Origin of the sequence: Flavobacterium hydrophilum (assembly GCF_003202405.1) — a bacterium.
Taxonomy (GTDB): domain Bacteria; phylum Bacteroidota; class Bacteroidia; order Flavobacteriales; family Flavobacteriaceae; genus Flavobacterium; species Flavobacterium hydrophilum.
The window spans coordinates 37,183-64,096 of sequence record NZ_QJHL01000006.1; the positions used below are offsets into that span (position 1 = coordinate 37,183).

The window sequence follows — 26,914 nt, forward strand, 5'->3', positions numbered from 1 at the left end:
TTAATTAGTTAGGAAATCCGCTATATCTGCTAAATCTGCGAGAAAAAATATCCCCCACAGATTTAGAAAACATAATTCGTGAATTACTTTGCCTATTCGCTATCAATCGGGTTGTGTCAGAAAAATTATTTCAAGCTTACTTTTTTACCCGTTTCAGCAGCTTTATAGATGGCGTTGATGATTTTTACATCTTTAATTCCTTCTTCGCCCGTAATATGATTGGGAAGTTTTTTGTTTGCTAAAATAACTTTACAGATTTCATCCATTTGGGTTTGCTGTTGGTTTATAACCGGAAAATTAAATGCTTTACCATCAGATCTTTTACCTATAAAAGGACCATAACTCACAGCAGGACTCATTTCGAAGAAACCTTCATCCGCAGCAGCGTGAAATCTATCGATACCAAAACCGCAAGAACTGCTACAATTTGCAACGGCACCACTCGGAAATTGCATTTGCCATGTGATATTTTCTTCCACTTGTGCAAATCTATTTTTATCGTTCACAGTTCCAAATTGCGCTGTTACAGCAATTGGTTCCTCTCCTAAAACATAACGGGAAACTTGTATGCAGTAAATTCCTAAATTGATTAGGCAACCGCCGCCAGCCCATTTTTTCGTAAGTCTCCATTCGTTTCGTGCGTTTAAATCAACAGGTTTAGTAACATCATGAATATCATATGTACTATATCCTAAAGAAGCCTCAATATAACGAACCTGTCCTAAAACCTTTTCCTGTCCCAGTCGTTTTATTTCTAAATGATTAGGTTCGTAATGCAGGCGATATCCCATTGCTAATTGTACATTGTTTTCGTTGCAGACTTTAATCATTTCTTCACAATCTTCAATAGTAATTGCCATTGGTTTTTCGACAATAACATGTTTTCCTGCTTTTGCGGCGCGAACGGTAAACTCTTTGTGAAGTGCATTTGGAGTTACAACATACACTAAGTCAATATCTTTGTTTTTTACGATTGAATCGAAGTTTTCGTAGTTGTAAATGTTTTTTTCAGCGATATTATATTTCTTTTTCCATTTTTCAGCTTTAGAAGGTGTTCCTGTAACAATTCCTGTAAGCTGACAATATTCTGAAACCTGAAGACCTTCAGCCAGTAATGAAGCGTAGTTTCCAAGACCACAGAGGGCAATATTTAATTTTTTCCCGGTATATGATTTTTTATTTTCTGCAGGTTCAGCTAAAAAGGATGGAAGCGTTGTCATAACTACTGAAGCACCAACTCCAACTCCAAATTTATTCACAAATGACCGTCTTGAAATTTTTCCCATTATAGTTTATTTTAAAATTAAGGATCAATTTATTAGTAAACTAATTTTGAGAAATGTTACATCTGAAGATTTTTTAGGTTATTTGTTAATTGATTAGGAAATAAAAAGTCAAAAAAGCAATGTTTAAAAGATGATTTTGAATATTCTATCAAAGGAAAATAATTTGTGAATTGGGAACAATAAAACGACACAAAATAAAAAACGTTTTATAAATTTGAAATAAAGATAATTTTTGCATTATTTGCAAAATAAAAGAGTAAAGTCTGAAATATATTAATTTATAAACGCGAAATCACGTATGGCATTATCAGGTTTATTTCGAAAAAAAACAGTACAGGATATTCTGAAGCAGGTTGCACAAAATGAAACGGATGGTCATAATGCATTAGGAAAACATTTAACCACGAGGGATTTAACAGCATTTGGAATTGCAGCTATTGTTGGGGCAGGGATTTTCAGTACCATTGGAAAAGCCAGTGCCGATGGAGGGCCAGCTGTTATCTTTCTGTTTCTTTTTACAGCTTTAGCCTGTAGTTTTGCTGCCTTTGCCTATGCCGAATTTGCCTCAATGGTTCCCGTTTCCGGAAGTGCTTATACTTATTCATACGTTGCTTTCGGTGAATTAATTGCTTGGATTATCGGCTGGGCTTTAATTATGGAATATGCCGTAGGAAATATAACTGTTGCAATATCGTGGAGTGATTATTTTACGGGATTGCTCCAGAGTGGTGGCATTCGTTTGCCGCAATGGATTCAGATGGATTATTTAACTGCTTCAAACGGTTATAAAGACGCAATGGCTTTAATGCAGGGAGGAAAAACTTTTGAAAATTTAGATGCAGGATTACAAACTGCTTATACAGCCTGGAAAACGGCACCTCAAATTGGTTCTTTCCATTTTGTAGCAGATTTACCGGCATTGTTCATAATCGTTTTAATTACAGCTTTGGTTTACCGTGGAATGAAAGAATCACGTAATGCCAGTAATTTAATGGTTGTAGTGAAACTTTGTATTGTACTTTTAGTAATTGCAGTTGGCGCTTTTTATGTAGATACTGCGAATTGGGATCCGTTTGCACCAAATGGAGCAAGTGGTGTTCTAAAAGGAGTTTCGGCAGTTTTCTTTGCTTATATTGGTTTTGATGCAATCTCTACAACGGCCGAAGAATGTAAAAATCCGCAAAGGGATTTACCACGCGGAATGATGTGGGCCATTATTATCTGTACCATTTTATATATTGCAATTGCTTTAGTTTTAACGGGTATGGTGCGTTACAACGAATTGAATGTTGGTGATCCGTTAGCATTTGTTTTCGAAAAATTAGACTTAAAATGGATGTCCGGAATTATTGCAGTAAGTGCAGTTGTGGCTATGGCAAGCGTTTTATTGGTTTTCCAGATGGGACAGCCTCGTATCTGGATGAGTATGAGCCGTGATGGTTTGTTGCCAAAGAAATTTTCTACAGTGCATCCACGATTCAAAACACCATCATTTGCAACCATTGTAACCGGATTTGTAGTAGCGGTTCCGGCTTTATTTCTAAATCTTACAATGGTAACTGATTTATGCAGCATCGGAACTTTATTTGCCTTTGTTCTGGTTTGTGCCGGAGTTTTAGTGTTGCAGAATAAACCTGAGATTCCAAGAGGAAAATTCAAAACCCCATACGTAAATTCTAAATATATTTTACCTGTTTTAATTATTGCAGGATTGTATTATGCTTTTGCTTTCAATACCAAAGCCACAATGTCTTTTATTAATAATGATGCACAGATATACGATGCAACTTCTATTGTGACTTCTTTGGACAAAGAAGAATCGGTTAAAGTTTTCGATTATTTAAAAGCCATAGATGTTAAAAATAAAACGGCAGAAACTTCAGATTTAGAACATTTATTGGGACAATATCAGGACGACGATGCACAATATGCTCAGGTTGTAAAAGAATTACCGATCAGGAACTCTCTGAAATACGAATCAGGATTTAGTTTGTTCAAACACAAAATCCCAATGTGGATTTTCCTATTCGTTTTGGTAGGATTAGCAGTTTGGGCTTTCAGGAGAAATCTTTCGTTGATTCCGCTATTAGGCTTAATCTGCTGTCTTTACATGATGGCTGAATTAAGTGTCTGGAACTGGATTTACTTTACCATCTGGTTATTAATCGGATTGTTGATTTACTTTGGCTATAGCCGAAAAAACAGTAAACTGAACTTTGTAGAAAAGGTATAAGTTTAGGGTTATGAATTATAAATGAAAAGCCGTTTTGAGATTGGTCAGAACGGCTTTTTTATTAAAGTATTTTATAAAAAGCATCTCATTTTTTAAAGCTTTTTCTTAGGTTTGTTTTTAGTAAATTTAAATTTTAATACATGAGTTTTCTTAGCAAAATGTTGGGTAAAAAAGAATCTCTAATAAATTCATACAATGATTTCTGGAACTGGTTTTTAAAACATGAAAAAGAGTTTTTCAAAGTTGTTCAAAATGGCATCAATATAGATCAGGATTTCTTTAAAAAATTAAGTCCAAAATTGGACGAAATTCATGATGAAATTTACTTTTTGGCAGGAATGTTTGATGAACATACTGCAGAGTTAATTTTAACCCCTGATGGTGCAATTAGAAATGTTTTTTTAGTAGAGGAACTAGTAGCTGCGGCTCCTGAAATTAAAGGTTGGAAATTTACTGCTCTTAAGCCCTCATCTGATATTAATGATGTTAGTATTAGCATGGGAGACTTTGAATTCAATAGTGATAATTTAAAGTTTTATCCTAATTTACATAAAGATTATCCAGATGAAATTGATTTAACAATTGTCTATGACGATTTTATTGAAGATGAAAAGGCAATGCAAACTAATGGTATTTATATCTTTCTGGATAATTTTTTAGGAGAATTACATTCCATTACTTTAATAGATAGTTTAAAGGTTGTTAGTGAAAATGATATTTCAGAGGAATTAATTCCTATTGAAAAATTAAAAGATTATTTAATCTGGAGAGAAAAAGAATTCGTAGAAAAATATGAAGGTGTAAGGCATGATACTGAAAATGACAATTATTCAAGTCTGGAAGCAAAAACAAAAGACGGGGAAGTTGTTTTAGCCATAGTTAATAGCGATCTTATACACTGGGATAAAAAAGCTTCCCATCCCTGGGTTGTAAGTATAGAAATTCCATTTGACGGGAGTAATAATAACGGAATTCCTGATAATGAAACTTATCAATTATTGAATGAGATTGAAGATGAAATAATGTTTGAGCTTAAAGATTTGGATGGTTATTTAAATGTGGGCAGAGAAACAAGTTCGGGTAAACGAGAAATTCATTTTGCTTGTAAAGAATTTAGAAAACCACCGAAAGTTTTAAACGAAATTATTAAGAAGTATAATCAGTTTGAGGTAAGTTACGAAATATATAAAGATAAATATTGGCAGTCCTTCAAACATCTTGAACATAATTAAAATAAGAAGCCGTTCTGCGATTAATCAGAACGGCTTCTTATTTTTTTTTTCAAGCAGATTCTGCAGTTTAAGGCAGATTTAATAGATTTTTTATAAAAACAGATTAAGAAATCTGCTTAAATCTTTTAAAATCTGCGTAAAAAAAAACTTAGCGATTCTCTGTGAAAACCCTCCGTGAATCTCTGTGAAATAATTTTTACAAAATCCCAAGCTCTACCATACAAGCCTTCATCATCTCATAAGTGCGCTCAATATTATTATCCAAACCAATAGAAAACCGAATCAACCCATCCGTCAATCCCATTTCAGCCTGTTCCTCTAACGGAATTTCGCTAGAAGTCGATGTTCCCGGTGCGCTGAACAACGTTTTATAAAAACCCAAACTTACCGCCAGATAACCTAAGTTTCTGGTCTGCATCAATTCCATCAATTCATTGGCTTTTGCTAAACTTCCAACATCAATAGTCATCATTCCCCCAAAACCATATTCCGGATTTATCATTGTTTTATACAATTCATGACTTGGATGACTTTTTAATCCCGGATAAACCGTTTTTAAACCATCATTTTCAAATTTTTTAGCCAGATAAGCAGCATTACAGCTGTGTTGCTTGATTCGGATATGAAGTGTACGAAGGTTTTTCATCACACTCGCAGAACGCAGACTGTCCATAGTTGGCCCCAAAAGCATGCTCGCTCCGGAATTAACATTTTTAAGCGAATTAATAAATTCCTTAGATGCACAGGTGACACCACCCACAGTATCACTGCTTCCGTTAATGTATTTCGTCAAAGAATGAATCACAATATCAGCACCCAATTTTGCCGGAGAAACTGATAAAGGAGAAAAAGTATTATCCACAACCAGTTTTAAATTGTGTTTTTTGGCAATTTGAGCCAGTCCTGTAATGTCGGCAACTTCCAGTAATGGGTTACTAACTGTTTCACAGTATATAAGTTTTGTTTGTGGTGTAATCGCTTTTTCTACAATATCCAATTTGGTAATATCAACAAACGAGGTTTCAATCCCAAAACGAGGCGTAAAATTCTTCAAAAATGCATAAGTACCTCCATAAATAGTCCGGCTCGAAACAATATGATCACCTGCGCAGCAAAGTTGTAGCAGGGTAGGTGTAATCGCTCCCATCCCCGAAGCCGAAACATTGGCTGTTTCTGTTCCTTCCATTGCTGCTAAAGCCTGATCCAGATACAAATTGCTCGGAGAAGAATGTCGCGAATACAAATAACAGCCTTCCATATTTCCTTCAAAAGTATCAAACATCGTTTTTGCTGAAAGAAAAGTATAAGTTGAAGAATCAGAAATCGACGGATTCACACCCCCGAATTCCCCAAAATATTGTAAATCCTGAATATTGTCAGCCGGGTTAAAGTTTTTCATTTTATTAGCATTGTGAGGAGCGAAGCAAATCTTATCCTCAGGTTAGTATTGTTTTTATGAAATTGATTTTTGAATTTGTTATTGATATTGCAATTGACTTTTTATATTGTTCAGAAGCTATTTCCTGCTATCCGCTATATCTTTTGTGGCGAACCCCGCCACAAAAGGATGCCGCTTCTATCAGGGCTAGGGCACTCGTTTTCAAAAGAAATTCTGTTCAAAGTAAAATGTAATTAGAAAATTAATCAAGCATGTAATGATTAGTTAGATTTTAAATCTATTAAAATGTATTTGTAATGATTTTTAATCTAAATTTGATAGCAGGATTGTAGTTTATTAGATTTTCTTTCAATCTAAACAACAAACCAAAAACAACAAACTATAACAGGAACCATGACTTTAGACGCTACAGACAAAAAACTGCTTGTTTTACTTCAAACAGACAGTAAAAAAACGACCAAGGAATTATCATTAAAACTCAATCTTTCGGTTACCGCAGTTTACGAACGGATCAAAAAGTTAGAGCGCGAAGGCATCATAAAAAACTACGTAGCTTTAGTAGATAAATCGAAAATCGAAAAAGGTTTTGTGGTTTTCTGTCATTTAAAACTCATTCAGCACACCAAAGAATTCCTTACTAAATTTGAAAGTGAAGTTATTAAACTCAATGAAGTCTTGGAATGCCATCATGTAAGCGGCGATTACGATTACATTCTGAAAGTGTTGGTAAAAGACATGGAGGCTTATCGTGAATTTTTGGTAACTAAACTGACTTCGTTACAGCATATCGGAAGTACACAAAGTATGTTTATGATTAGCGAAGTGAAGAATTCGACTATAATTTCTTTTTGAATTATTTCCTTGTATGAGATTTTTAGCTTTTCAAAAGAAAAAGAGATGAGCAAAACAAAACTTAGCGAATCTCTGCAAAAACTCTCTGTGAATCTTTACAAAATAAATATTTAAAGACAACAAGCGAATTCATCAATCAAAAAATCAAAAAAGAATCACTTTCTTTTTAATAATTAAGGAAATCATAACAAAAAACCTTAAGCTTTAAACTTTAAACAAAACTTTATTCCTTAATTTTGTATCGCTAAAAATAAAAAATAGAAAAACTATGAGTTCATTTGACGTAGTCATTATAGGTTCAGGTCCTGGCGGATATGTATCAGCAATTCGTTGCGCACAATTAGGTTTCAAAACTGCTATTGTAGAAAAATATACTTCATTAGGCGGAACTTGTCTTAATGTAGGTTGTATTCCTTCAAAAGCATTATTATCATCTTCTCATCATTACGCAGAAATTGCTCATTTTGCAGATCACGGAATCGAAGTTTCCGGTGATGTAAAAATCAATTTAGAGAAAATGATTGCTCGTAAGCAAGCTGTTGTAGATCAAACCGTAGGTGGAATCAACTACTTAATGGATAAAAATAAAATCACTGTTTTCAATGGTTTGGGTTCATTCGTAGACGCAACTCATATCGCTGTTGCAAAAGCTGACGGAACATCTGAAACTATCGAAGCAAAATATACTGTAATTGCTACAGGATCAAAACCATCTTCTTTGCCATTTATCAAAATTGATAAAGAAAGAATTATTACTTCTACTGAAGCTTTAGAATTAAAAGAAGTTCCAAAACACTTAGTAATTATTGGTGGTGGAGTTATCGGAATTGAGCTTGGACAAGTTTACCTTCGTTTAGGGGCTCAGGTTTCTGTAGTAGAATTTATGGATAGAATCATTCCTGGAATGGACGGTTCACTTTCTAAAGAATTGACTAAAGTATTGAAAAAACAAGGAATGAAATTCTACGTTTCTCACAAAGTAAAATCAGTTGAAAGAAACGGTGATGCTGTAACAGTTCAGGCTGAAAATGCAAAAGGGGAAACTATTACTCTTGAAGGAGATTATTCATTAGTTTCTGTTGGTCGTCGTCCTTACACAGATGGATTAAACGCTGACAAAGCCGGAGTAAAAATTTCAGACAGAGGACAAGTTGAAGTAAACGATCATTTGCAAACAAGTGTTCCAAATATTTATGCAATTGGTGATGTTGTTCGTGGAGCAATGTTAGCGCATAAAGCAGAAGAAGAAGGAACTATGGTTGCTGAAATCTTAGCAGGTCAGAAACCTCATATCGATTATAACTTAATTCCTGGTGTAGTGTATACCTGGCCGGAAGTTGCTGCAGTTGGACAAACTGAAGAGCAATTAAAAGCAGCTGGAATTGCTTATAAATCTGGAAGTTTCCCATTCAAAGCGTTAGGACGTGCAAGAGCAAGTGCTGACCTAGACGGATTTGTAAAAATCTTAGCTGACGAAAAAACAGATGAGGTTTTAGGAGTTCACATGATTGGAGCGCGTACAGCAGACTTAATTGCTGAAGCGGTAACTGCAATGGAATTCAAGGCTTCTGCGGAAGATATCTCAAGAATGAGCCATGCGCACCCGACTTTCGCGGAAGCGGTAAAAGAAGCAGCATTGGCAGCTACAGAAAACAGAGCGATACACGTATAATTTACGTTAAAGCATATTTTAAAACCGTCAAAATTTATATTTTGGCGGTTTTTTCTTTTGCAATATGTAATAAGCATAAAAAATTCTGTAAAATATTTTTCCCTTTCGGATGTTACCTTTGATTAATTTTAAAAGATATCATCATGAAAAATAAATATATAGCTCCAATTCTGCTTGGGGTGGGAATCGCTTTTTTGCTTTATTCATGCGGGTCAACCATTCCTGAAAAAGCAACTGCTGTCAATAATTTTGATAAAGCTAAATACCTTGGAAAATGGTATGAAATTGCCAGACTGGATTTTAAATATGAAAAAGGCTTAAATAACGTAACTGCTGAATATTCCCTGAATGACAACGGAACTATAAAAGTAGATAACAAAGGGTATGAGATTGAAAAAGGAAAGTGGAAACAAAGTATTGGAAAAGCTAAATTTGTCGAAAAAGAAAATATAGGGATGTTGAAAGTTTCCTTTTTTGGCCCTTTTTATTCAGGATATAATGTAATTGCAGTAGATCAGGATTATAAATATGCTTTGGTCGCCGGAGAAAGTTTAAAATACATGTGGATACTTTCAAGAGAAACTACAATTCCTGAAAACATTAAAATGGCTTATTTGAAAAAAGCACAGGAAATCGGTTATAATACCTCAGAACTTGTTTGGGTAAAACATGACAAAGCAAATTAAAAAATAAACCCGACAGATTTTTAATTCTGTCGAGTTTAGTATTTCAAATGTGAATCAAATCATGGGGTAAAAACACTTTTATAATTGTCCCAATATCTGTAAATCAGAAATAAATTGGCTAAGAATAACAAGCCTGCAATTGGCAGACCTTCCGGTGCAAGGAAATAATTGATAAACAGAATATTTGTTGTAATAGGTAAAATTAAAATATTGGCTAATGTTACAAAACGTCCCGAAATGAAAGCAATTCCACAAAGTAATTCGATAGATTTTGCCAGAGGAAGCAAATAAGTTGAGGCAACTAAGCCTACATTAAAAGCTTTAAAGTTACCAGTTACTTCTGGTTCAGGAGCGAGCTTAAAGAAAAAACTGATGGAGGCGAAAAGAAGCAAAAGGCCAATTAAAACACGGACAATAATAGTAGCAATTTTCATAATACTAGATTTAATGGGTTAAAAAATATAAATTATGTGCTTGAAATCTATAATCTAAAATTTACGTTTATAACAAATAATTAATTATAAAACGCTATTATATTGGAGTATTTAGTAATCAACTAAGTCTTGTTTTGAGATTAATTGAATTCTATATCAAATATAGTAAATTTTTTATTATGAAATTGCTGATTTATTAACAGTTTTATTGGTTTTTGCTGAATTTTCAGCTCTGGTTTATTTTAAACTTTCATTAATTAAGCGTTCCATTAATTTATTTAAATATTCTACTTGATAATCTCCCACAGATGCTTCAAGATGGTCATTTCCAATTCCGCTGTCATTGGTTATAAAAACATATGTTCCATTAGTTGCAATTGCCATATAACGCATTAAAAATTCTGTTTCTTTGTCAATTCCACTAGCAGTTATTGGAATAATTCTAATTCCTTTTTTACTCGCTGTTGCAATCAAATCATGAATTTCTGAGATAATCTGATCGTCATAATGAGGAGGGGCATCAAGTACAAGAAACAGAATTCGGGAAGTTGCATTTTCAGACCACTCTAAGTCATTGATAGATTTATCTAAAGCGGTTTCGACAGCTTCCGGAAAATCTCCACCTGCTTCAGCAGATTGCTCTTTTATAAAATCAACAGTATCATCGATATCTGTAGAAAAATCAGATGTTTTGGTTATGTAATCTTCTCCTTTGTCTCTGTAAAAAACGGCTCCCATGTTTACTGTAACTCCTTGGTTTTTACGTCTTACTTTTGAAATTACATCCGTTAGTTCCTCTTTTAGGTACTCTAGTTCGTCTCCCATAGAGCCTGTTGCGTCTACCATAAACGCAATATCGATCTTCTTTTCGCTGTTTTCTTCATAATATTTTTTTAAAACTAATCGATTGACTTTTTTATCACTGTATGTCAGAATGTTTTTAAATATCTGATTGCCAATTTTTATTTTTAAATTTTGATTGTCCGACTGGTTATTATTTTTTAAAGAAGGCCATAATTCAGCATTTCCTTTATTGTTGGTCCTGGAAGACCATATGATTTCATTTTGAGAGTTAATTAGTGAAACTGGTATATCGACTACATTTTCTGAATCGTATTTTATGTTTACAGAAATTCTGTCTTTTAAGTAATATTTCCAATAATCACTCATTTCAGAAAATTCAGAATTTGAGTTTAAAGATTCCCAAAATTTCCAATTGCTTAAGTCATTCCATTCACCGGCGGTAATTTGCCCAGCCTGAATTTGTTGTTGTTGATCTGTTTCTGATGAAGATGATTCTGATTCGACATCTGCACGATCTTCTGCGCTTGAATCAGAGGATGCTGAGTCTGCTTTTTTACAGGAAAATAGTAATGTAATCATTACTAATAAGGTCAGGCTTAATTTTGCAATTGTTTTCATAAAAGGTTTAAAAGGGTTGATTAATAAATATGCTATGGTGTAAGTAATTTTGATTTTGCGGTTAAAAAGATTAATAAATTGACGTTAATCTCGTGTACTAAAAAGCGTGCCAATATTTTTTTAAGATTACTTTATTGAAGGAATTTTTTTGTCGTAATTTTGAAGTCTAAATCAATTCATTTTTGAGAGTTTCCATTCACAGGCACATTCCGGATCCGGAACATTTTAAACTGCAACTTTTAAGTTGGTCACAACAATTTCGAGAGGTTATTTTTTTGGATAGTAATTCCTATCCGCAAGAATATTCCAGTTTCAATTGTTTGGTGGCTGTAGATGCTTTTACGTCTTTAAAAACCGATTTTCATAATGCTTTTGAAGATTTGAAACAATATCAGCAAACTACAAAAGACTGGCTTTTTGGTTATTTGTCTTATGACCTTAAAAATGATATTGAATCTTTAAAGTCAACTAATTTTGACGGACTCAATTTTCCGGATTTATTTTTCTTTCAGCCAAAAAAAATATTTGTATTGAAAGAAAATCAGCTTGAAATAAAATACTTGTTATTGTGTGATGATGAAGTAGAGGAGGATTTTGAAGAAATTATTCAAAATAAAAACGATTCTTTCGAAACGTTAGATAAAGTCGAACTACAACAACGAATTTCAAAAGAATTATACATTCAGAAAGTAACAAAAATGCTGGAACACATTCATGTAGGTGATATGTATGAAGCTAATTTTTGCATGGAATTTTTTGCTGAAAATGCCATAATAAATCCTTTGAAAAAATTTCAAAAACTCAATGAGATTTCAAAAGCTCCTTTTTCGGTTTTCTTTAAAAATAACAAACAATTTTTGCTTTCTGCTTCGCCGGAACGTTATCTCAGGAAAACGGGAGATAGAATTATTTCTCAACCCATAAAAGGAACTTCAAAACGATTTCCGGATGTAAATGAAGATGAAAAGTCGAAAAGAGATTTGGAAACTGATGTAAAAGAACGTGCTGAAAATATTATGATTACTGATTTAGTTCGGAATGATTTATCACATACGGCACAAAAAGGTTCGGTAGAAGTTACGGAGCTGTGTAAGATTTATTCGTTTTTGCAGGTGCACCAGATGATTTCTACTGTAACTTCGAGATTAGATGCACAATATTCTCCTGTAGATGTTTTAAAAACAACCTTTCCAATGGGAAGTATGACCGGAGCTCCAAAAATTTCTGTAATGAAAATTATCGAAAATTTGGAAGAAACGAAGCGTGGTTTGTATAGTGGTGCAGTAGGTTATTTTACACCCGAAGGAGATTTTGATTTTAATGTAGTAATCAGGAGTATTTTATATAACCAGGAAAATAAATACGTTTCTTTCTCCGTTGGAAGTGCTATTACCGCTCAATCTCTTCCGGAAAAAGAATATGAAGAATGTTTGCTGAAGTCTAATGCAATGGCTGAGGTTTTACAGTCTTTTTGATCCTATTTGAAAATAATAATTGTGAGTGTTTGTAAATGAAATTGATCTTAAGAACATATAATCTAAAATTAAAACACACTTTTAGAATTTCAAGAAAGTCAATTGATTTTCAGCCTTCGCTAATAGTGGAACTACAGGATAATGGATTTTCGGGATATGGAGAAGCTACTTCAAATCCGTATTACAATATTAGCATCGAAAACATTCAGAATGATATTGAACAGATTAGGGCATTAATTGAAATCACTTCAGATGAAACACCGGAAGAATTTTGGAATAAAATGACCTCCTTTCTGGTACATAATCCTTTTGCATTATGCGCTTTGGATAATGCTTATAATGATTTGTATGCGCGAAAAAAAGGTAAAAAGCTTTATGAGTTATGGAATTATGATATTTCTCATAATCCACTAACGAATTATACGATTGGAATTGATAGTGTCGAAAACATGATTGCTAAAATGAAAGGATTTCCATGGCCTATTTATAAAATAAAACTTGGAACACCTGAAGATATGGCTATTGTGACCGAATTACGAAAACACAGTGATGCTATTTTCAGAGTAGATGCTAATTGTGCGTGGACTGTTGAGGAAACTCTTAAAAATGCAGTTATTCTGAAAAAATTAGATGTTGAATTTATAGAACAGCCTCTTAAAGCAGATAATTGGGAAGGACAGCGGGAAGTTTTTGAAAATTCTGTTTTGCCCATTATGGCTGATGAAAGCTGTATATCCGAAGAAGATATAGTTAAATGTCATAATCACTTTCACGGAGTTAATGTGAAATTAATGAAATGTGGAGGAATAACCCCTGGAAGAAGGATGGTTGCCGAAGCTAAAAAACTAGGCTTAAAAGTGATGGTAGGCTGTATGACAGAATCTACTGTTGGTATTTCTACAATTGCTCATTTATTACCTGAATTGGATTATGTAGATATGGATGGTGCGTTATTATTAGCAGAAGATATAGCGAGTGGGATAACAATAAAAAATGGTAAAACATATTATCCGGACAGAACCGGAACGGGAGTGATTTTGTTCTGACATTCCTCTTAAAATAATGTACCTTTGTATGATAAAATAAAATAACTTTCAGGAATGACAAAGATTGTAAAATGTGAAACCTGAAACTTCGAACTTGAAACAAAATAAAAAATGACAAACAACGATATCTTAAAAAAACTTCGCGTGGCTTTAATGCTTCGTGATGATCAAATAGTTGAGATTTTAGAATTAGTAGATTTTAGAATTTCAAAATCAGAATTAGGAGCTTTTTTCAGAGCAGAAGATCATCCCAATTATATGGAATGTGGCGATCAGGTTCTGCGTAACTTTCTAAACGGATTGGTTATTCATTTAAGAGGTACTAAAGAAAATCCTAAAAATCCGAATGACGTTTTAGCGAAACATAAGGCAGAAATTCCGAAGAAAGAAAATACTAAAGACAGGCCTGAGTTTAAAGCGAGTCCAAAAGATGCTGAAAAAGGAAGAGGAGATCAGAGTCCCTCAAAGTCTGGTTTGGCTGCTAAAAAAACTAAAAAGAAAGAATTCCCAAAAGGTAATGGAAAACCATCTGTTGTAGAAAAAGTAGTTTACAAAAATGGTAAAAACAAAAAATAGTTGGAAGTATTGTTGCGATATACAATTGTATAAAATCCATTCTCAAAACGAATGGATTTTTTTATATTTTTAATAGAAATTTAAACGAATATAAAACTATTATGAAGCAATTACTTTTTGTCACTTTTTTCTTTTTATCACTAAATGCAAAAAGTCAAACGGCCATTCAAGATCAAATTATTGGAAGCTGGAAAGTAGAAAATGTGGTAGTGAAATCTAACAATAAAGAAATGATTGAACTTTCTCAAGCTTTTAAGAATTCTGTCCTTTCATTCAAAAAGAATCAAGATTTCAATTTTACATCCAGTCAAAAAACTAAACTTATCTCTATGTTTACGCAAATGTTGCAAAATCAAAAATGGATTTTTGACGAAAAAAGAAACATGATTAAAATTGGAACATTTAAAGATCGTTACACTATAATGGGTATAACTGCAAAAATTGAAAATAAGAAAGCCTGCTTTAGGTTAGATGAAACAGAATTAAATCTGGAATTAGTAAAAATCTAAACAAAAAAATCCTAAGCTTTCACTTAGGATTTTATATATAAATTGAATTTCTTTTAATTAAGAAAGAGCAGCTTTAACCTGGTCAGCAGCTTCCTGGAATTGAACAGCTGATAAAATTGGCATACCAGAATTATCGATTAATTCTTTTGCAATTTCAGCATTTGTTCCTTGCAAACGAACAATGATCGGCACATTGATAGCGTCACCCATGTTTTTGTAAGCATCAACAACACCCTGAGCAACACGGTCACAACGAACGATTCCTCCGAAGATGTTAATTAAAATAGCTTTTACGTTTGGATCTTTCAAGATAATACGGAAAGCAGTTTCAACACGTTTAGCATCAGCAGTTCCACCAACGTCAAGGAAGTTAGCAGGCTCAAAACCAGCGTATTTAATTAAGTCCATAGTTGCCATTGCAAGACCAGCTCCGTTTACCATACATCCTACAGTACCGTCAAGGTCAACATAGTTTAGACCAACTTCTTTAGCTTCAACTTCGATTGGATTCTCCTCACGGATATCTCTCATTTCAGCATATTTTGGTTGTCTGTATAAAGCATTATCATCGATATTTACTTTAGCATCAACAGCCATAATTTTATTATCAGATGTTTTTAAAACCGGGTTGATTTCAAACATAGAAGCATCAGAACCAATGTAAGCATTGTATAATGCGTCGATGAATTTCACCATTTCTTTAAAAGCATTTCCGGAAAGACCTAAGTTAAAGGCAATTCTTCTAGCCTGGAAACCTTGTAAACCTACAGAAGGATCAACTTCTTCAGTAAAGATTAAGTGTGGTGTGTGTTCAGCAACTTCTTCAATGTCCATTCCACCTTCAGTAGAATACATAATCATGTTGCGTCCTGTAGCTCTATTCAATAAAACAGAAACATAAAATTCAGAAGTTTCGCTTTCTCCAGGATAGTAAACATCTTCAGCTACTAAAACTTTGTTTACTTTTTTACCTTCAGCAGAAGTCTGAGGTGTAATCAATTGCATTCCGATAATTTGTCCTGCAATTTCTTCAACTTGTTGTAAATTTTTAGCCAATTTAACTCCACCGCCTTTTCCACGTCCACCTGCGTGAATTTGTGCTTTAATCACGTGCCATCCTGTTCCGGTTTCGGCAGTTAATTGTTTTGCAGCAGCTACAGCTTCAACCGCATTATTAGCTACAATTCCGCGTTGAATGCGTACTCCGTAACTTGCTAAAATTTCTTTCCCTTGATATTCGTGTATGTTCATAATATAGAATTTGTCTGGTTCTGAATTTATTTCAGAATAAAAGTGCGACAAAAGTAGCAAAATTGAACTAAAAAGTAAAATCTTTTTTAATTAATAATAAACCAATCTCAGTTTGTTAAATAAATTCATTTTAAAACTATCAAAAGGTTAATTGAATATTACAGAATAGTTAATTTCAGGCACTACATCGTTTTAGATTTAACGTAAAAGCAATGTATTTTTGTTACACAATGTCGATTTTTCTTAATATAATTTAAATGCAATTGTGATTTTGGTAATTCACAAAGCTTTCTATAATATTATTATCATTTAAGATCCCTTTTTCTAATATTCCTATAAAAGTGTAAGGTAAAGTATGATTTGAGTACATTATATTTAATGAAATCTTTATTTTTGTAAAAAAAAAATATCAAGAATGAAACTAAAAGAACAAGGCCTTTATTTGCCAGAATTCGAGCATGAAAATTGCGGAGCTGGTTTTATCTGCAATCTTAAAGGAGAAAAGACAAACCAAATTATTCATGATGCTCTTGAGATTCTAGTTAAGCTGGAACACAGAGGTGGAGTGAGTGCTGATGGAAAAACAGGAGATGGAGCTGGACTTTTAATTGATATTCCTCATGATTATTTCAAGAGGATATGTGATTTTGAATTGCCTGCTGCACGTGAGTATGCTGTTGGAATGGTATTTTTACCAAAAATTAAGAATCAATATGATTTTTGTAAAGAAGTTTTTGAAAAAGAAGTTAAAGCACAGGGACTTTCTGTTTTAGGATGGAGAGAAGTACCAGTTGATTCTTCTCAACTGGGTGAAATTGCTTCAGCATCAGAACCAACTATCGAGCAAATTTTTATTGGTAAAAATGAAGCTATTGAGGATGCTGTTTTTAAAGCAAAATTATATGCTGCGCGTAAGATTACTGAGCATAGCATCAGACATTCTAAAATCTCACAAAGCTCGTATTTTTATCTTCCAAGTTTATCTACGACTACTATAATATATAAAGGTATTATCATGCCTGAAGATATTGGTCCGTATTATACAGATTTACAACAAACGGATTTGGTTACCCGTTTAGCATTAGTACACCAGCGTTTCTCTACCAATACAATGCCTACATGGGAATTAGCTCAGCCGTTTAGATACATGTGTCAGAATGGAGAGATTAATACTTTACGTGGTAACGTAAGTAGAATGCGTGTTCGTGAAGAAATTATGAAAAGTGAGGTTTTCGGACCACAAATAGATAAATTATTCCCAATTATTTTGCCTGGAAAATCAGATTCTGCTTCTATGGATATGGTTGTGGAATTGTTAACGCATACAGGAAGATCATTGCCGGAAGTAATGATGATGATGATTCCTGAGGCTTGGGAGAAACACAAAACAATGTCTCCGGAAAGAAAAGCATTCTATGAATATAATGCTTGTATCATGGAGCCATGGGATGGTCCTGCTTCTGTGCCTTTTTCAGATGGGGATTATGTAGGGGCTTTATTAGACCGTAACGGACTAAGACCTTCAAGATACACGGTTACTAAAAGCGGAAAATTGATTATGGCTTCTGAAATTGGAGTTGTAGAAGTTGATGCTGAGGATGTTGAAAGTCATGGTAGATTAGAACCGGGTAAAATGTTCCTTGTGGACATGAATGAAGGACGTATCATCAATGATGAGGAAATAAAAAGCAAAATTGTTTCTGAAAGACCTTATCAGGAATGGTTGGATCAATATAGATTACACTTAAGAGATGTTCCTGAAACATCAGATGTTTGTCCGGTTGAAACTATCGATTTGCCAACAAGAGAGCGTCTTTTTAATTATACATTGGAGGATATTCAGGATATGATTACGCCAATGGCCCAAACAGGTAAAGAAGCCTTGGGATCAATGGGTATTGATACACCTCTTGCTGTATTATCTGACAGACCTCAATTAATTCCAAATTATTTCAAACAATTATTCGCTCAGGTTACCAATCCGCCTTTAGATGGTATTCGTGAAGAAATTGTTACGGATATTGCTTTGAATTTAGGTCAGGATCGTAATATTTTTGATATTACAAGCAAACAATGCCGTAAATTAAGAATTCAGAATCCGGTCATTTCTAATGGAGATTTAGAAAAAATCAGAACAATTTCTATCGATAATTTCAAAGCTGAAACTTTTAAAATTTTATATCCTAAATCAGAGGGTATGAATGGTTTAGAAAATGCTTTGGATGCTATTATTGTTCAAATCACAAAAGCTGTAGAAAGAGGTACTAATATTATTATTCTTTCAGACAGAGGAGTTAATAAAGAATTTGCACCAATTCCGGCATTATTGGCTTGTTCATATGTAAATCATCAGATGAACCGTTTACGTAAGCGTTCTTATTTTGATATTATTATGGAATCTGCAGAGCCTCGTGAGCCACATCATTTTGCTACATTATTTGGATATGGCGCAAGTGCTATCAATCCTTACATGGTAAATGAAATCATTCGCGTTCAGGTTCAGGAAGGATTTATTACCGGAATTGCAGAGCAAAAAGCAGTTGATAATTTCAATAAAGCGATTGGTTCGGGTATTTTGAAAATTATGAATAAAATTGGAATCTCAACTTTACATTCATACAGAGGTTCTCAAATTTTTGAAATCGTTGGATTCAATTCTAAATTCGTTGAAAAATATTTTCCATACACGACTTCAAGAATTGAAGGTATTGGTTTATATGAGATTGAAAAAGAAATTACAGAAAGATATAAATATGCTTACCCTGATAAATTAATCTCTAGCAGATTAGGTTTAAATATTGGAGGAGAATACAGATGGAGACGTAATGGAGAAAGACACTTGTTTAATCCTACCACGATTGCAAAATTACAGCAGGCAGTTCGATTAAGTGATCAGGACAGTTATGATGTGTATTCAAATACAATTAACGATCAGGCTAAGAGTTTAATGACGATTCGTGGATTATTTGAATTTGATAATTTAAACCCGATTCCATTAGAAGAAGTAGAGCCTTGGACAGAAATTGTAAAACGTTTTAAAACGGGAGCAATGTCTTATGGGTCGATTTCAAGAGAGGCACACGAAAATTTAGCTATTGCGATGAACCGTATTGGAGGAAAATCCAATTCAGGAGAAGGAGGAGAAGACAGAAAGCGTTTCCAACCGGACATCAACGGAGACAGCCGTAACTCGGCTATCAAACAGGTTGCTTCGGGACGTTTTGGAGTTACCTCTCACTATTTAACAAACGCAAAAGAAATTCAGATTAAAATGGCTCAGGGTGCTAAACCTGGAGAAGGTGGTCAGTTACCTGGAGAAAAAGTATTGCCATGGATTGCAGAGGCACGTAACTCAACTCCTTTCGTAGGATTGATTTCACCTCCGCCACACCACGATATTTACTCCATTGAAGATTTGGCACAATTAATCTTTGACTTGAAAAATGCTAACAGAGAAGCCCGTATCAATGTGAAGTTAGTTTCTGAAGTTGGAGTTGGAACAATCGCTGCCGGTGTTGCTAAAGCAAAAGCAGATGTTGTTTTAATCGCAGGTTATGACGGTGGAACGGGAGCTTCTCCTTTAACATCGTTGAAACACGCAGGTCTTCCTTGGGAACTTGGATTGGCAGAAGCACAGCAAACTTTGGTTTTAAACAACTTAAGAAGCAGAATTGTTGTAGAATGTGACGGTCAGTTAAAAACAGGTCGTGACGTAGCTATCGCTGCACTATTAGGAGCGGAGGAATTTGGTTTCGCAACTGCACCTCTTGTAGCTTCAGGCTGTATTATGATGCGTAAGTGTCACCTGAATACTTGTCCGGTTGGAATTGCTACTCAGGATAAAGATTTGCGTAAAAATTTCAAAGGAACCCCTGAGCACGTTATTAACTTCTTCTATTATGTTGCAGAAGAATTAAGAGGTATTATGGCTCAGTTAGGATTCAGAACTTTAGGAGAAATGGTTGGTCAGACTGATAAAATCAATTCTAACAAAGCAATTGATCATTATAAAGCAAAAGGATTAGATTTATCTTCAATTTTACACAGACCTGATGCTTATAAAACAATGCCAATTCGTAATACGGAAAAGCAGGATCATGGTCTAGAGAATGTGTTGGATTTCCAAATTCTTAGAGATTCTCACCGTGCTTTGTACAGAAAAGAAAAAATGACTTTAGAGTATCCTATTAATAATATAAACCGTTCTGTTGGGGCTATTGTAAGTAATGAGATTTCTAAAATATATGGTCACCTTGGATTACCTGAGGATACCTTAAACGTTAATTTTACCGGTTCTGCAGGTCAGAGTTTAGGAGCTTTTAGTGCTCATGGACTAACATTTACTGTAGAAGGAAATACGAATGATTATTTAGGTAAAGGTTTGTCCGGAGCTAAACTGATCATTAAAAAACCTGCAAAAGCAACTTTTGTAGCTGAGAATAATATCATTGTTGGAAACGTTTGTTTATTTGGTGCAATCGAAGGAGAAGCTTATATCAACGGTATAGCCGGAGAGCGATTTGCAGTACGTAATTCTGGAGCGATTGCTGTAGTGGAAGGTGTGGGAGATCACGGTTGTGAGTACATGACCGGAGGTAAAGTTGTAGTACTGGGTAGTACAGGACGTAACTTTGCTGCAGGTATGAGTGGTGGTATCGCTTATGTCTATGATCCAGAACACAAGTTTAAAAACGGATTGTGTAATACTGAAACGATTGAATTTGAAACGGTAGAAGGCGCTGATGCTGACGACTTAAGAAGTTTAATTGAAAGACACGTTCTGTACACGAACAGCAGCAGAGGGACAGCATTATTAAACGATTGGTCAACTAGCTTGGACAATTTTGTAAAAGTAATGCCTACAGAGTACAAAAAAGCGTTGAAACGTCTGGAAACAGAAGAACAAATGGTAGAAGAATTAACAGCATAATACAATGGGAAAAGTAACAGGTTTTAAAGAATTCGAAAGACAAGACGAATCATATCTAGCGGTTAAAGAACGTGTAGAAAATTATAATGAATTTACGATTCCTTTGAGTGAAGCTGAAATTACTACTCAGGGTTCTCGTTGTATGGATTGTGGTATTCCTTTTTGTCACAGTGGTTGCCCTCTTGGGAATTTGATTCCCGATTTCAATCACATGGTATATCAGGAAGAATGGCAAAAAGCCTCATGGATTTTGCATTCAACCAACAATTTTCCAGAATTCACAGGACGTTTATGTCCGGCACCATGCGAAAAAGCATGTGTTTTGGGATTGATTGAAGAGCCAATCGCTATTGAAAATATAGAAAAAAATATTGTTGAACGTGCTTTCAAAGAAGGATGGATTAAACCACAGCCGCCAAAAGTAAGGACTGGTAAAACAGTTGCGGTTGTAGGATCAGGTCCTGCAGGTTTAGCAGCAGCTCAGCAATTAAACAGAGCAGGTCATACTGTAACTGTTTTTGAAAGAGATAATGCAATTGGAGGTTTATTACGTTATGGTATTCCAAATTTCAAATTAGAAAAAGGAATTATCGACAGACGTGTAGCGATTTTAGAGGCAGAAGGAATTACCTTTAAAGTAAATGCAAACGTTGGTGTAAACTATTCAATTGAAGATTTAAAAGCGTTCGATTCTATTGTGCTTTGTGGAGGTGCTACAGAAAGAAGAGGTTTGCCTACTCCTGGAGCTGATGCTGATGGTGTAGTTCAGGCAATGGATTTCTTAACACAGCAGACGAAAGTGGTTTTTGGAGAGAAAATCGAGAATCAGGTTTTAGCTACCGGAAAAGATGTAATTGTAATTGGTGGTGGAGATACAGGTTCTGACTGCGTTGGAACATCAAACCGTCATGGAGCAAAATCGGTAACTAATTTTGAAATCATGCCTAAGCCAACAGTTGGCAGAAGCCCGTCGACTCCTTGGCCTTATTGGCCACTGCAGTTAAAGACTTCTACTTCTCACAAAGAAGGTTGTGACAGGAACTGGCTTATTAATACAAAAGAATTTGTTAAAGATGCTAATGGTAAATTAATCGCTTTAAAAACGGTTAATGTAGAATGGAAACTGGTTCCGGGAAAAGCGCCTCAATTAATTGAGGTTGAGGGTTCTGAAAAAACATGGCCATGTGATTTAGCCTTATTAGCTTTAGGTTTTACCGGACCTGAAAAAACATTAAGCAGTCAATTAGGTATTGAGCTTGATTTCAGAAGCAACTATAAGGCAGAATATGGTAAATACCAAACTAATGTTCCTAATATCTTTACAGCTGGTGATATGAGAAGAGGGCAATCATTGATTGTCTGGGCTATTTCTGAAGGTAGAGAGGCTGCTCGTCAGGTTGATATCTACCTAATGGGTAAATCAGATTTGCCTACAAAAGAAGGAGGAGATTTACCAGGCGTATAATTATATGCATAAAATTATAAAACGGCTGTCAATATAGACAGCCGTTTTGCTTTTTCTATATGTAATATTTAATAAATTTTGAAAATGTTTAAAATTTAAATAAAACTAATAAAAAGTTCAAAAAACAAACAATTTGTTATAATTTGTTATTTTTCTGTAATTTATTTGTAGAGTATCAAAAGTGTAATACATTTGCTCAAAATAGTTTAATAATGCAAGCAAAAGATTTACTGCAGTTAGCAGACCAATTTGGAAGTCCATTATATGTTTATGATGCCGAAAAAATCCAATCACAGTACAACAGATTAACTAAAGCTTTCTCTAAGGTAGAAAACTTAAGAGTTAATTATGCCATGAAGGCATTGTCTAACGTTGCGATTCTTCAGTTATTAAAGAACATGGGGTCAGGCTTAGATACTGTATCAATTCAGGAAGTTTTATTAGGACTTCATGCTGGCTATGATCCTGACAAAATTTTCTTTACACCAAACGGCGTTTCTCTTGAAGAAATCGAAGAAGTTGCTGCAATGGGTGTACAAATCAATATTGATAACTTATCAATTTTAGAGCAATTCGGAACAAAATATCCTCAAATACCAGTATGTATTCGTATTAACCCACACGTAATGGCGGGTGGAAATGCAAATATTTCTGTTGGGCATATTGATAGTAAATTTGGAATCTCTGTTCATCAATTACCGCATTTATTGCGAATTGTTGAAAATACAAAAATGAATATCGTAGGTATTCACATGCATACAGGATCTGATATTTTGGATATCGAAGTATTCTTGTATGCAGCTGAGATACTTTTTGATACAGCTAAACATTTCAAAGATTTACAATTCTTAGATTTCGGAAGCGGATTCAAAGTTCCTTACAAAAAAGACGATATCGAAACAGATATTGAAGAATTAGGTAAAAAATTATCTAAAAGATTCAATGCCTTCTGTACAGAATACGGTAGAGATTTAACGTTGATTTTCGAACCAGGAAAATTCCTGGTAAGTGAAGCAGGTCATTTTTTAGTAAAAGTAAACGTAGTAAAACAAACAACTTCTACAGTTTTTGCTGGAGTTGACAGTGGTTTCAATCACTTAATTCGCCCGATGTTATACGGATCTTCACACCATATTGAAAACATCTCTAATCCAAAAGGAAAAGAGCGTTTTTACTCTGTTGTAGGATACATTTGTGAAACGGATACGTTTGCAAATAACCGCAGAATTCCGGAAATTACCGAGGGGGATATTTTAGCGTTCAGAAACGCAGGAGCTTACTGTTTCTCTATGTCTTCAAACTACAATTCAAGATACAAACCTGCTGAGGTTTTATGGATGAACGGTCAGGGAATCCTGATTCGTCAACACGAAACATTTGAAGATTTGCTTAAAAATCAAATTCCGTTGCCTGTTGAAGCAACAGTTTAAAAATAAAAAAAAAGAGAATATCAATGAAGAAGTCCCATTCCTGAAAGGTGAATGGGATTTTTTTGTCTAAATTTTCAGACAATTAAAAGTCAAATTCCAAATGTATAAATAAATTTATTATATATTTGAACACTCACTTGTAACAATTAATTCTTTTTAGTGTAAGTTTTTTTTCCAATTATATCTACTGGAAACTCAGCCTAAAATAATTGTTACCAAACTCAATAAATAAAAACCAATATCCCCAAATTAATTTTAATGAAAAAACACGTTTTATTTTTAACCATTGCTTTTGTTTTAAGTATTAATTCTTACTCGCAAATCGTTTTTGAAAATGGATATTTTGTCACTGATAATGATAAAAGGACAGATTGCTTAATTGAAAATATTGACTGGAAAAATACACCCGTTGAATTTAAATATAAATTATCTCAAGGTGAGGATGCTGTAACTGAAAATACTAGTACTGTAAAAGAATTTGCAATAAATGGTCAGAGTAAATTTATTCGTTCAGTAGTAAAAATAGACAGATCCAGTAAGATTATTGAGTATATGAGTAAGGAAAAAAATCCTGTTTTTAATGAGGAAAAATTATTCCTTCAAGTGCTTATAGAAGGAAAAGCAAAATTGTTTTTGTTTGACGGTGCAGGCGTAAGACGTTTTTTTTATAAAATTGATGATTCTGAAATAAAGCAATTGGTTTATAAACCTTATTTGGCACATGAGGATTCTATTGCTCATAATAATTATTTCAGAGAGCAGCTTTATATTGATTTAAAATGTGAAAATATAGAGCAGAATGAATATGAGAAACTAAATTATAAGAAAAACGATTTAACTCGCTTTTTTTTGAAATATAATAAATGTAATAATTCTGAAGTTGTTGATTTTGAGAATAAGGAAAAGAAAGATTTGTTTAATTTGACTATTAGGCCAAGATTAAATAACAGCTCATTGACAATAGAGAATTCAGGTTCAGATTTTCGTGATTTCGATTTTGGATCTAATTCATATTTCACATTAGGGGTCGAGGCCGAATTTATTTTGCCGTTTAATAAAAATAGATGGGCAGTTATAGTAGAACCTACCTATCAGTATTTTAAAGCAGAAAAATCTAAATCTAATTCTAATGTTGTAGGAGGGAAAATCTTGGGAAAAGTAGATTATAAGTCTATTGAATTACCTGTAGGCATACGACGTTATTTTTTTGTGAATAATGCCTTTAAAATTTTTGCAAATACTTCATTGGTACTTGATTTTAGTTCAAGTTCTAAAATTAATTTCACTAGAAATGACGGTTCGGAATTAAGCTCTTTGGATGTTTCATCAGCATTGAGTCTAGGGCTTGGAATAGGCTGTAAATTTAAAGATAAATATTCTGTAGAAATGAGGTATTTAACGGCAAGAGGACTTTTGAGTGATTATTCTTTATGGAATTCTTCATATAAAACGGCTTCATTGATACTTGGATATTCATTCTTTTAAAAAGTTATAAATAGATAGTAATCTTCAAACTCCTTTATAAGAGTATTTTAAAATAATGCCATTCCCGAAATGAAATACCTTTAATAGTGTCTAACTTTTTTTGGTAGTTCAAAGGGGAATGGTTTTTTTGCTTAATCCTACAGTGCGAATTGTTTTTTGATCTTTTTAAAGTCAAAAACATTCTCTTATTTTTTAAACTTGATTTGTATATTTTAAGATGTAATTTTTCAAAGACATTGGATTTCTGTAAAATTTAAAGTTTTAAATGTAAAAATGTAAGATAAATTTTCTATAAATTTATGCAAATGTGGTTTGTTACTTATTTTTCTATTTTGTGTTTGAAGATGATGACCTACTTATTTTGTAGAAAATTAAAAGCCAGCGAATTTAAATATTTTATATTCTCACTATAAGCTGAAATAAAATTTAATTTAAAATTGTTTCTATGAAATTCTACACTATTATTCTTTTGAGCATATTTTCAATTCCCAGCTTTTCTCAACATGACAGCCTAGACGTAAAACATGACAGTATAAAAATAAAAAAAGACAATCGCTTCAAAGTAGCGGGGTCAGTAATTGCAGACAGTTTTCTTAGTGTTCCCGGCGATTTTTCGGCCATGGGACATACAATATCAAGTGACTGGAAAAGAACAGCGCTTTATACCGCAGGAATAATAGGTTTAATAGCTGTTGACAAACAAACTACGGGTTTTCTGCACGATAAGATAGAGCCCAATATTGATTATAGCTTACCGGAAATTAAAAGTGCAATACCTCATGTAATCGGAACAGACTCTTACATTGTTTATCCAATCATTGGGCTATATGCAGGCTCTTTACTTATTAACAACGAAAAAGGACAAGTTGTTGCGGTTAATGCTGCTAAATCTTTAGCGTACTCTTATGTTATAACTCAAATCGTTTTAAAAACATTGTCATCAAGAAACAGACCTCAAAGAAAAATAAATGATGATAAACCTGTCGTAGAGCCCTTTACAAAAAATCCTTGGGATTTTGGAAATTACGACAATGTTCACTTTGGGCATGGAGGTACAGGTACGTCATTTCCTTCTTTTCACGCTACTTCGTATTTTGCTGTTGCAAAAGTATTTCAAATGGAGTACAACAACTATTGGATACCTTATACATTTGTAACCGCAGTATTTCTTTCAGATATAAAAAGCCATGAACATTGGGTTTCAGACTTATTGGTAGGAGGCTTAGTTGGTACAATAATAGGGCGGTCTATAGTAATTAGCAGTCGCAAGCAAAGAGCAAAAAGAGATTCCACTGTTTTTAAAGATGATCCTAAAAAATTCACAATGCAGAAACAATTAATTCCTCAAATTTCAAATTCTATGGTTGGTTTTCATTTTATTGGGACTTTTTAGACTTCAAAAAAATATGAATTTTCCGATTTCCGAAAGCTGAATAGGATTTTTTGGGCATCACCCTCCGGGTCGGGCTTTTGGCTAAATCTTTTGCTACGTTTCACTACACAAAAGGATACCGCCTCTATCCCTGATGCG

The 26,914-nt window shown here is 33.9% G+C and carries 19 protein-coding genes; 14 read left to right on the forward strand and 5 right to left on the reverse strand.

Annotation, left to right across the window (positions count from 1 at the left end):
- Nucleotides 1-125 precede the first annotated feature (125 nt).
- Nucleotides 126-1,286 (reverse strand): Gfo/Idh/MocA family protein, encoded by a 1,161-nt coding sequence (locus DMB68_RS20105; RefSeq protein WP_110348430.1) that lies wholly within the window; start codon nt 1,284-1,286, stop codon nt 126-128.
- 298 nt (nt 1,287-1,584) lie between these two features.
- On the opposite strand from DMB68_RS20105, the gene DMB68_RS20110 reads away from it, so the two are divergent.
- On the forward strand, nt 1,585-3,519 hold the full coding sequence (locus DMB68_RS20110) for an amino acid permease (protein WP_110348431.1): 1,935 nt from the start codon (nt 1,585-1,587) through the stop codon (nt 3,517-3,519).
- A 140-nt stretch (nt 3,520-3,659) separates the two neighbouring features.
- On the forward strand, nt 3,660-4,751 hold the full coding sequence (locus DMB68_RS20115) for a DUF695 domain-containing protein (protein ID WP_110348432.1): 1,092 nt from the start codon (nt 3,660-3,662) through the stop codon (nt 4,749-4,751).
- A gap of 196 nt (nt 4,752-4,947) precedes the next feature.
- On the opposite strand, the gene DMB68_RS20120 is transcribed toward DMB68_RS20115, so the two are convergent.
- Nucleotides 4,948-6,150, reverse strand: a complete 1,203-nt coding sequence (locus tag DMB68_RS20120; protein ID WP_110348433.1) for an aminotransferase class I/II-fold pyridoxal phosphate-dependent enzyme — start codon at nt 6,148-6,150, stop codon at nt 4,948-4,950.
- A 393-nt stretch (nt 6,151-6,543) separates the two neighbouring features.
- Between DMB68_RS20120 and DMB68_RS20125 the strand changes: the two genes are divergently transcribed.
- From DMB68_RS20125 to DMB68_RS20135, 3 genes are all read left to right on the forward strand, one after another.
- Entirely contained in the window at nt 6,544-7,002 is a 459-nt protein-coding gene (locus DMB68_RS20125) for an Lrp/AsnC family transcriptional regulator (protein WP_110348434.1), read from the forward strand.
- A gap of 268 nt (nt 7,003-7,270) precedes the next feature.
- A complete protein-coding gene (gene lpdA / locus DMB68_RS20130) occupies nt 7,271-8,674 on the forward strand; it encodes a dihydrolipoyl dehydrogenase (RefSeq protein WP_110348435.1) in 1,404 nt (467 codons plus the stop codon).
- Nucleotides 8,675-8,817: 143 nt separating this feature from the next.
- Complete coding sequence (locus DMB68_RS20135) at nt 8,818-9,360, forward strand: lipocalin family protein (RefSeq protein ID WP_110348436.1); 543 nt, start codon at nt 8,818-8,820, stop codon at nt 9,358-9,360.
- Nucleotides 9,361-9,419: 59 nt separating this feature from the next.
- Here DMB68_RS20135 and DMB68_RS20140 read toward each other — a convergent pair whose 3' ends face one another.
- Nucleotides 9,420-9,794, reverse strand: a complete 375-nt coding sequence (locus DMB68_RS20140) for a DoxX family membrane protein (protein WP_110348437.1) — start codon at nt 9,792-9,794, stop codon at nt 9,420-9,422.
- Between the two features lie 237 nt (nt 9,795-10,031).
- Nucleotides 10,032-11,216, reverse strand: a complete 1,185-nt coding sequence (locus DMB68_RS20145; protein WP_110348438.1) for a vWA domain-containing protein — start codon at nt 11,214-11,216, stop codon at nt 10,032-10,034.
- Nucleotides 11,217-11,398: 182 nt separating this feature from the next.
- Between DMB68_RS20145 and DMB68_RS20150 the strand changes: the two genes are divergently transcribed.
- The 4 genes from DMB68_RS20150 (at nt 11,399) to DMB68_RS20165 (ending at nt 14,822) form a co-directional block, all read left to right on the forward strand.
- Complete coding sequence (locus DMB68_RS20150) at nt 11,399-12,691, forward strand: anthranilate synthase component I family protein (protein WP_110348439.1); 1,293 nt, start codon at nt 11,399-11,401, stop codon at nt 12,689-12,691.
- A 35-nt stretch (nt 12,692-12,726) separates the two neighbouring features.
- Nucleotides 12,727-13,737 (forward strand): dipeptide epimerase, encoded by a 1,011-nt coding sequence (locus DMB68_RS20155; protein WP_110348440.1) that lies wholly within the window; start codon nt 12,727-12,729, stop codon nt 13,735-13,737.
- A 111-nt stretch (nt 13,738-13,848) separates the two neighbouring features.
- Nucleotides 13,849-14,313 (forward strand): DUF1456 family protein, encoded by a 465-nt coding sequence (locus tag DMB68_RS20160; RefSeq protein ID WP_110348441.1) that lies wholly within the window; start codon nt 13,849-13,851, stop codon nt 14,311-14,313.
- A gap of 101 nt (nt 14,314-14,414) precedes the next feature.
- Nucleotides 14,415-14,822 (forward strand): hypothetical protein, encoded by a 408-nt coding sequence (locus tag DMB68_RS20165; RefSeq protein ID WP_110348442.1) that lies wholly within the window; start codon nt 14,415-14,417, stop codon nt 14,820-14,822.
- 57 nt (nt 14,823-14,879) lie between these two features.
- On the opposite strand, the gene sucC is transcribed toward DMB68_RS20165, so the two are convergent.
- On the reverse strand, nt 14,880-16,073 hold the full coding sequence (gene sucC, locus DMB68_RS20170) for an ADP-forming succinate--CoA ligase subunit beta (RefSeq protein WP_031453708.1): 1,194 nt from the start codon (nt 16,071-16,073) through the stop codon (nt 14,880-14,882).
- 415 nt (nt 16,074-16,488) lie between these two features.
- On the opposite strand from sucC, the gene gltB reads away from it, so the two are divergent.
- From gltB to DMB68_RS20195, 5 genes are all read left to right on the forward strand, one after another.
- Nucleotides 16,489-21,003 (forward strand): glutamate synthase large subunit, encoded by a 4,515-nt coding sequence (gene gltB / locus DMB68_RS20175; RefSeq protein WP_110348443.1) that lies wholly within the window; start codon nt 16,489-16,491, stop codon nt 21,001-21,003.
- A 4-nt stretch (nt 21,004-21,007) separates the two neighbouring features.
- On the forward strand, nt 21,008-22,468 hold the full coding sequence (locus DMB68_RS20180; RefSeq protein ID WP_110348444.1) for a glutamate synthase subunit beta: 1,461 nt from the start codon (nt 21,008-21,010) through the stop codon (nt 22,466-22,468).
- Nucleotides 22,469-22,680: 212 nt separating this feature from the next.
- Nucleotides 22,681-23,898, forward strand: coding sequence for a diaminopimelate decarboxylase (gene lysA, locus DMB68_RS20185; protein ID WP_110348445.1), 1,218 nt, complete (start codon nt 22,681-22,683; stop codon nt 23,896-23,898).
- A 258-nt stretch (nt 23,899-24,156) separates the two neighbouring features.
- Entirely contained in the window at nt 24,157-25,383 is a 1,227-nt protein-coding gene (locus DMB68_RS20190; protein ID WP_110348446.1) for an autotransporter outer membrane beta-barrel domain-containing protein, read from the forward strand.
- 445 nt (nt 25,384-25,828) lie between these two features.
- Nucleotides 25,829-26,776 (forward strand): phosphatase PAP2 family protein, encoded by a 948-nt coding sequence (locus DMB68_RS20195; RefSeq protein WP_110348447.1) that lies wholly within the window; start codon nt 25,829-25,831, stop codon nt 26,774-26,776.
- Nucleotides 26,777-26,914: the final 138 nt, after the last annotated feature.

Coding starts and splice junctions, on each gene's coding strand:
- lpdA (WP_110348435.1), top strand. CDS start 7,271: ATGAGTTCATTTGACGTAGTCATTATAGGTTCAGGTCCTGGCGGATAT.
- DMB68_RS20190 (WP_110348446.1), top strand. CDS start 24,157: ATGAAAAAACACGTTTTATTTTTAACCATTGCTTTTGTTTTAAGTATT.
- DMB68_RS20105 (WP_110348430.1), bottom strand. CDS start 1,286: ATGGGAAAAATTTCAAGACGGTCATTTGTGAATAAATTTGGAGTTGGA.
- DMB68_RS20115 (WP_110348432.1), top strand. CDS start 3,660: ATGAGTTTTCTTAGCAAAATGTTGGGTAAAAAAGAATCTCTAATAAAT.
- DMB68_RS20165 (WP_110348442.1), top strand. CDS start 14,415: ATGAAGCAATTACTTTTTGTCACTTTTTTCTTTTTATCACTAAATGCA.
- DMB68_RS20145 (WP_110348438.1), bottom strand. CDS start 11,216: ATGAAAACAATTGCAAAATTAAGCCTGACCTTATTAGTAATGATTACA.
- DMB68_RS20160 (WP_110348441.1), top strand. CDS start 13,849: ATGACAAACAACGATATCTTAAAAAAACTTCGCGTGGCTTTAATGCTT.
- DMB68_RS20195 (WP_110348447.1), top strand. CDS start 25,829: ATGAAATTCTACACTATTATTCTTTTGAGCATATTTTCAATTCCCAGC.
- DMB68_RS20180 (WP_110348444.1), top strand. CDS start 21,008: ATGGGAAAAGTAACAGGTTTTAAAGAATTCGAAAGACAAGACGAATCA.
- sucC (WP_031453708.1), bottom strand. CDS start 16,073: ATGAACATACACGAATATCAAGGGAAAGAAATTTTAGCAAGTTACGGA.
- DMB68_RS20120 (WP_110348433.1), bottom strand. CDS start 6,150: ATGAAAAACTTTAACCCGGCTGACAATATTCAGGATTTACAATATTTT.
- DMB68_RS20110 (WP_110348431.1), top strand. CDS start 1,585: ATGGCATTATCAGGTTTATTTCGAAAAAAAACAGTACAGGATATTCTG.
- DMB68_RS20140 (WP_110348437.1), bottom strand. CDS start 9,794: ATGAAAATTGCTACTATTATTGTCCGTGTTTTAATTGGCCTTTTGCTT.
- DMB68_RS20155 (WP_110348440.1), top strand. CDS start 12,727: ATGAAATTGATCTTAAGAACATATAATCTAAAATTAAAACACACTTTT.
- gltB (WP_110348443.1), top strand. CDS start 16,489: ATGAAACTAAAAGAACAAGGCCTTTATTTGCCAGAATTCGAGCATGAA.
- DMB68_RS20135 (WP_110348436.1), top strand. CDS start 8,818: ATGAAAAATAAATATATAGCTCCAATTCTGCTTGGGGTGGGAATCGCT.
- DMB68_RS20125 (WP_110348434.1), top strand. CDS start 6,544: ATGACTTTAGACGCTACAGACAAAAAACTGCTTGTTTTACTTCAAACA.
- lysA (WP_110348445.1), top strand. CDS start 22,681: ATGCAAGCAAAAGATTTACTGCAGTTAGCAGACCAATTTGGAAGTCCA.